The organism is Caldithrix sp., assembly GCF_056497305.1.
In genome coordinates this window covers 1-6,202 of sequence record NZ_JBSMDE010000125.1, presented here as the reverse complement: position 1 = coordinate 6,202, position 6,202 = coordinate 1, and the positions used below count along the sequence as shown (strand labels likewise).

Annotated in this window: 7 protein-coding genes and 2 pseudogenes; 2 read left to right on the top strand and 7 right to left on the bottom strand. The window is 42.0% G+C overall.

Features of this window, described 5'->3' with window-relative positions:
• Positions 1-346: 346 nt before the first annotated feature.
• The 3 genes and pseudogenes from ACWB0I_RS10400 to ACWB0I_RS10390 form a co-directional block, all read right to left on the bottom strand.
• On the bottom strand, positions 347-745 hold the full coding sequence (locus tag ACWB0I_RS10400) for a FlgD immunoglobulin-like domain containing protein (protein ID WP_479387994.1): 399 nt from the start codon (positions 743-745) through the stop codon (positions 347-349).
• Positions 746-784: 39 nt separating this feature from the next.
• A complete protein-coding gene (locus tag ACWB0I_RS10395) occupies positions 785-1,189 on the bottom strand; it encodes a hypothetical protein (protein WP_479387993.1) in 405 nt (134 codons plus the stop codon).
• Positions 1,190-1,259: 70 nt separating this feature from the next.
• Positions 1,260-3,045: pseudogene (locus tag ACWB0I_RS10390) on the bottom strand (IS1634 family transposase).
• Positions 3,046-3,161: 116 nt separating this feature from the next.
• Here ACWB0I_RS10390 and ACWB0I_RS10385 point away from each other — a divergent pair.
• Both ACWB0I_RS10385 and ACWB0I_RS10380 read left to right on the top strand, forming a co-directional pair.
• Positions 3,162-3,767, top strand: a complete 606-nt coding sequence (locus tag ACWB0I_RS10385; RefSeq protein WP_479387992.1) for an FAD-dependent oxidoreductase — start codon at positions 3,162-3,164, stop codon at positions 3,765-3,767.
• 15 nt (positions 3,768-3,782) lie between these two features.
• Positions 3,783-4,085 carry a hypothetical protein gene (locus ACWB0I_RS10380; RefSeq protein WP_479387991.1) on the top strand — a complete coding sequence of 101 codons (303 nt, stop codon included), beginning with the start codon at positions 3,783-3,785 and terminating at the stop codon, positions 4,083-4,085.
• A 37-nt stretch (positions 4,086-4,122) separates the two neighbouring features.
• On the opposite strand, the gene ACWB0I_RS10375 is transcribed toward ACWB0I_RS10380, so the two are convergent.
• The 4 genes and pseudogenes from ACWB0I_RS10375 to ACWB0I_RS10360 form a co-directional block, all read right to left on the bottom strand.
• Positions 4,123-4,935 (bottom strand): formylglycine-generating enzyme family protein, encoded by an 813-nt coding sequence (locus tag ACWB0I_RS10375; RefSeq protein ID WP_479387990.1) that lies wholly within the window; start codon positions 4,933-4,935, stop codon positions 4,123-4,125.
• Between the two features lie 7 nt (positions 4,936-4,942).
• Positions 4,943-5,176 (bottom strand): hypothetical protein, encoded by a 234-nt coding sequence (locus ACWB0I_RS10370; RefSeq protein ID WP_479387989.1) that lies wholly within the window; start codon positions 5,174-5,176, stop codon positions 4,943-4,945.
• A 7-nt stretch (positions 5,177-5,183) separates the two neighbouring features.
• Positions 5,184-5,666: a PEGA domain-containing protein gene (locus ACWB0I_RS10365; protein ID WP_479387988.1), complete on the bottom strand. Its 483-nt coding sequence runs from the start codon at positions 5,664-5,666 to the stop codon at positions 5,184-5,186.
• Positions 5,667-5,909: 243 nt separating this feature from the next.
• Positions 5,910-6,202 (bottom strand): annotated as a pseudogene (locus ACWB0I_RS10360) (ATP-binding protein); the annotation flags it as partial.

The following is a 6,202-nucleotide window of genomic DNA, read 5'->3' as shown; positions in this document are numbered from 1 at the left end:
TTGCGAGAATTCAAAAAAGATTATCCCGCTGCAAAACTGGTATTTCTGTACCGTGGGAATGAAAAGCTATTACGTAATAATATACTTTGCTGGCCCGTGGACAATTTTTTACAGAATTTATCGCTTGATTGGAATCCGGCTCAGGAGTTTCTACAGCTCCCTTGATTAATCGACAGTTCAAAGGCATATACCGTTAATCTCCTGGATTCATGGTGCCCTTTGCAGACAGGCCCCATTGAATTGTGGAAGAGGTTCAGGCGCCGTTGCCGGAAAAAGGAAAAGGCAGAAAATTCCAGCTTAGTTTGCAAAAAAAAGGCTCCCTTCCCTGAGAGCCTTTCCCTTTAATTTATTTTACCAGCAACATCTTTTTCAAAAGGCGCTTACTTTCTGTTTTTAACTCATAAACGTGCAACCCGCCGGAAACCGCTTGCCCGCTTTCATTTTTGCCGTCCCAGACGATTTGATGATAACCTTTGGAAACCTGCCCATCAATCAGCGTGCGCACTTTTTGACCGCTCATGGAATAAATCGTAAGCCGCACATGGCCATCCTCCGGCAAACCGAATTGGATGGTTGTGGTGGGATTAAAGGGATTGGGAAAATTGCCATTCAGTTCGACCTTTTTGGGAACCTGAATAGCCACAGCAGGCGTTTGCTCTGAATTTTGTTTAGCCAGCGCCCCGCCGCTGACATGAACCGAAAGAATGTTGGAGGTAGCCTGATCATTGTGAGAGTCCGTAACCACGCATTTTAAAGAAAAACTGTACGTTCTGGCAATATTGATTTACTGTTTATCCGGCCCGCTGGTTAAATACACCCACTGATTGGAAGGCGGCGCATTAATCCCGATGCTTCCATTTACCGAATAAGGCTCCAGATCGTCCTTCCGTTCCCACCATTCGTAATTGGTGTAATTGCCGCTTCCGCCGGAAGGATGGGCTGTGTACGTACCGCTTTGACCGGAATTAAGAGAGGTTGGGCCGGTAATCGTTACTTCAAGAGGTTGAGGTGGCCATTGAGTGGGATCATTTATATACGTCTTTATATTTGAATAAAACCATCTTCCTCGTGCTGGGATTGATTGTGAAATGTTATCATCAGGATGTACTGCGGGGCCGCACGAAGGACAGGAATAATTTCCATAAGATACATCTAAAAAATCAGGCCTCGAACTGTGATAATAACCCATTTTGAACACTAAAACGACTTAAGTTATTTAAAAACAACACATCGTTCTTTTTTATTACCACTACAATATTTTAAATTTTTATCTTTATCTTACCTAATGGTTTAGGCTTGATCTTCAATGCCTGTGCCATTAAATAATGGATCGTTTCGGGTTCTGTCGTATCTCTGATGACTAACAAATCTCCTTTCTGAGTTTTCATCTCAACGCTTACACGCTGCTGTACGGAAAGTGATTCCCGGATGGTTGTCCAGCGATAATAAAAGCCTATATCATGTAATTGTTTTTGAAGACTTATCAACACATGAAAGGCTAAAATCGAAATGAAAATATGACCCTCAATGCGCTTATCCTTCTGATGGTAATTCGGCCTTAAGCCTAATTGACTTTTCAACGAGCGAAAACCATCCTCCACATCCGTTAAACTGATGTATAACTGCCAGATCTCACAATCCGTTAAATCCAGGCGATTCATACGCAAATAATACGTGCCTGAAAATCGATCATCCATCTTTTGCTCATCTTTTATCTTCCAGCTGATCTCAGTAACGATGCCAGCCTGATGCTTAACAAAAACATCGTAAAAATAGGCCACCTTTGCATGACGTTCCTTTATGCGACCAATACGTTCTAAGACCTTTGAATATTTCTTCGTGCCTCGTTTCTTGTGCAAACTCTCCGCTGCATATTTCAACTCCGCCTCAAAGCGCTCTTGATGGAAGCGTCGAATGGATTCCTCTTTCTTTTGCCTTAATGAGCTGCGGCAGTACAAATAAAGCTCTTTATCTCGACGGTAAAGATAAGCTTCTACTTTATTGCGTTGATCGTGACTAATCTCTCTAAATGCATCTTCTTCGATCTCGATTTCCGGCTTACTGCGGGAAACCACCAGATAGTCATGTCCACGCTCTGTGATGAGTTGCAAATTCTCTTCTGTGGCAATCCCGGCATCTAAAATAATCAACTTCTTGGCTGAGCTGTCTATCGTGTCCAGTATGTTAGACAAGGTCTCTGGCTCTGAAACATTGCCTGAAAAAAGATGACTCTCCTTCGGAAATCCATCCTCATCCAATACCAAACCTAAAGTGACTAAGGGCAGGTCGTGACGCTTGTCTTTACTGCGTCCTCGAGCCTTCAGTTCACAGGTACGGCTGCTCTCAAAATACGTGTTGGTTAAATCATACAAGATGATCTTTTCTTGCAAAGAAAATAGCCGTCGCTCTTGCTCTACCAAACCTTTTTCTATTTTGTACTTATGTTTTAATAATTGATCCGAAATTCGATAAAGCTTATTATGAGAAAGTTTGGAAAGATCTAACTCTAAAAGCTCATCGATGGCGCTTTGCTGTTTGACCCAGCGCAAGGCAGCCCATTCGCTTGAGGAATGCACCAGGCGACCAACGATCAACAGTTCGGCCAGCTTAATATCCTTCCCAGCTTTTTTAAAAGATCATTGAATACAAGTTTTCTTAACATCATCAAATCGATGTATTCGCATCCTATGCTGCGCGCCTGTCTGAATTTAACGGAATCGGTAAGGATGGTCTCTGTTTCCGGTATTTTGTCTTGCTCTTCTACTTTTTTTTGCTTTATTTTATTATGAATTAAAAGCGAGGCATAGTGTTGGGCTAATTCTTCAATTTCTTCGTCAACTTCGATCAAGAAGGTTTGTCCGTTTATGATTTCCTCGATGCGGTTGGCGAGTATTTTTCATTTGTCTTTGGGATAGTAAGCCTGCCGAGGTCGATCAATCTTCTTTGTCTTGGGCCTTTTTCGGTGCGATAGAATTCGACGAGTTGATGATAAACGAAGACAATATCATAACCTTTATTCTTTTTTATTACTTCTTTAATGAACATGTTCAAATATTAATAAATCATTTTATTAAATCAACAAAAAGTATACCTTCTTTATGGGCACTACAACGACGTTTCGGAAATGCGTTTCAATAAAAACAACAACTTACAAAGTATGAATGGCGAAATTTAGTGATTTTTGTTTAAATTTTGTTCAAGATGGGCTAGGCGGAAATTACATCGGTTTAGAAATTGCACAAACCTTTGCCCGCTTTGGAAGCAAAGTGCAGGTAGTCGAATTGGAAGATCGCATTTTACCACACGAAGATGCCGACATTTCAAACGCTTTACAAACGTATTTAGCAGAAGAGGGAATTTCATTCTTTACTTCGCCCAGAACCAGGTGTGTCAAAAACGAAAAAGATCGCATTGTTCTCGAAATAAACATAAACGACAAAAATATTGAGCTTAACGGCACTCATTTATTGTTGGCAACTGGACGTAGGGCCAACACAAAGATGCTAAAGATTTCTGCGATTGGTATAAAACACCCCCCACAGGGTTTTATTGACGTTAATGTCCATTTGCAAACATCGCTATCTCATATTTTTGCGGCTGTCGATGTAATTGGAACCCCCATGTTTGTTTACACTGCCGCATACGAAGGCCAACTGGCTACCCGCAATGCTTTGGAATCAACCTTTGTTGCCAGAGATTACACACCATTACCCTGGGTCGTTTTTACAGATCCTCAAGTTGCCGGCGTTGGACTTAACGAAAAATAGGCCCTCGCACAGGGCGTGCTCTTCGAAATGGTTCGTTTAGAACTTGCACATGTTCCACGAGCCCTGGCCGCACTAGACACCCGCGGTTTTATTAAATTACTGCGCAATAAAAAAACCGATCGTTTAATTGGCGCACGCATTGTGGCTGCCGAAGCCTCTGAATTGTTGATGGAATTGTCCCTGGCCATTAAATTTGGAATTTCGGTCCAGGATTTAAAAGACATGTTTCATCCCTATTTAACACTTTCTGAAGGGGTAAAACTGGCGGCCATTACGTTCGATAAAAGCATTAAACAGTTAAGTTGCTGCACCACATAATAATTTTCCCATTTCAAAAAGATGGGAATGATTTCATTCACCTTTTTCGAACGATTCGAAAACCGTAATAGATAAAACGAGTAGAAGGATTTTCGTGAATTCGGTTAGCGACTCGCACATCGCTGGGATACCCGCCACCGCGAATCACTCGCCAGTACCCTGTTTCAGGACCTCTGGGATTATTGGTAGGACTTTTTGAATAGTAATCGGCGTCGTACCAGTCCCAGCACCACTCCCCCACATTTCCGCTCATGTCGTAAATGCCCAGTTCGTTGGGCAATTTTAACCCCACTTCATGGGTCTGGCGATTGCTGTTAAACCAGTACCAGGCTACCGATTCCACACTGTCGCTACCGCTAAATTTAAAACCGTTTGAAAAATTCCCGCCCCTCGCTGCAAATTCCCATTCAGCTTCGGTGGGTAAACGGTAACCATTCTTACTAAAATCACAACGAACGTTCAGACTGTCCAACTGGTAACAAGGCTCTTTGCCTTCTCGCGAGGACAGGCGATTGCAAAATTCTACGGCTTCAAACCACGTCACATTTTCCACCGGTCGTCGTTGCCCTTTAAAATACGAAGGATTGCTATCCATGATTTCTGAATATTGAGCCTGAGTGATTTCGTATTTGCTGATGTAAAAATCGTCAACAGTCACCTGATGCACCGGCTGTTCATCGCTTTTACCTCCGTCGCTTTCATCACCCATTTTAAAGCTTCCGCCCTCCACCAAAATAAGGTCTACGATCGGCTGTTCGTAGCGACTATTAACGCTTTTTCTTTCAGATTTACATCCCAGAACCATGAACGCCAATATTAAAGCTAACAGTTTTTTTCTTCCGTTTAACATGGCTACCTCAACGAATGACAAAATGAATTTCCATTCCTTTTGCACGGTTATTTAATGAAAAGCTAACGTATCTTTTCCAACCCGGCGGCATGATGGCGGCGTCTAAAACATTGATTAACCAGATACCCGCTGTGGCCATGTAAAAATAATTGCGGAACTTTTCATTGTCTTCGACCTTTTTGTACTGGCTCTCCATCTGGTCGCCAAGACTAAGGATCTTCCGGTAATCCATTGCCGACAAATATTGATCACGAATAGCATTGTAATCCTTTACTATTGTATTGATCGGTAAAATAATACGCTCCGGCGGCGCTGCCTAAAAAGGCCAGACGATACAGCCAGCCGCGGCCAGCATTTTCTTTGTAACTTTGCCACCAGCCCGGGAAAAATAAAGAACGCGTAAAAGCCTTACCTTTTGATTTTTTTGTCAGATTGATCTCAATCCTCGTTTCCTGATTTTGCCTGATTTGAACGGTTTTACTCTGTCCAGAAAATCCTGATTTTTGACATTTAATATGGTATTTGCCAACGGGAAGGATTAAATAGCTGTCTGTCACCGGCATACCGTCAATGGTTACCTGTGCATCTGTGGGAGTAACCGTCAATCGCAGCTGTCCTGTAACACGGGTGTTGCATCTACTCCCGGTAAAAAAGACGCCCTTTTCCAGACGGAGATCGATATTGGTCGTTTGATTTTCTATGATATTCACTACCTTTCGCTCGGTATTCATTTTATATTCGCCATTTACACCTATTACCAACAATTATGAAAGATTAAACTTTATGAAACTGTAATAAACATAAACAAAAAAGTCAAATCTTTTTATGGATTTTTTGATTATTTGACCGCCATGCGCAGCTTGTCAACAAAAAGCAAAACCATGATGCAGTTCATTACCATCTAAAACCGCGCGCAGATCGCGCAGATGAACGCGGAATTTTTTATTTGTTTTCTGCGAGCATCCGCGTGAAATTTAAACCAATGCGCTCAAAAAGCGATCAACCGACACGACACGAATATCACCTTTAATGAAATCAACATCGTTCTTTTTAATCACCTGATAGTTAAACGGTATGTTCAAACGCTCTTTAAAGTACAGCAAATGTCTTGAAATTCTTGTATACTGCAATTTGGCCTCAGCGCTAAACCAGGGCTTTTTATCGACCGTTATTAAAAAATCGACCTCTCGTTTTTCCGTGCCGCGCAAATACCACAGTTGCGCATCGAATCCTTCATATTCCTTCAGATAATCCACAAATTTTAGCA

Bases quoted from the DNA above. Each gene is read 5' to 3' on its own strand.
- ACWB0I_RS10385 (WP_479387992.1), top strand. From the start codon at position 3,162: ATGGCGAAATTTAGTGATTTTTGTTTAAATTTTGTTCAAGATGGGCTA.
- ACWB0I_RS10395 (WP_479387993.1), bottom strand. From the start codon at position 1,189: ATGGGTTATTATCACAGTTCGAGGCCTGATTTTTTAGATGTATCTTAT.
- ACWB0I_RS10375 (WP_479387990.1), bottom strand. From the start codon at position 4,935: ATGTTAAACGGAAGAAAAAAACTGTTAGCTTTAATATTGGCGTTCATG.
- ACWB0I_RS10365 (WP_479387988.1), bottom strand. From the start codon at position 5,666: ATGAATACCGAGCGAAAGGTAGTGAATATCATAGAAAATCAAACGACC.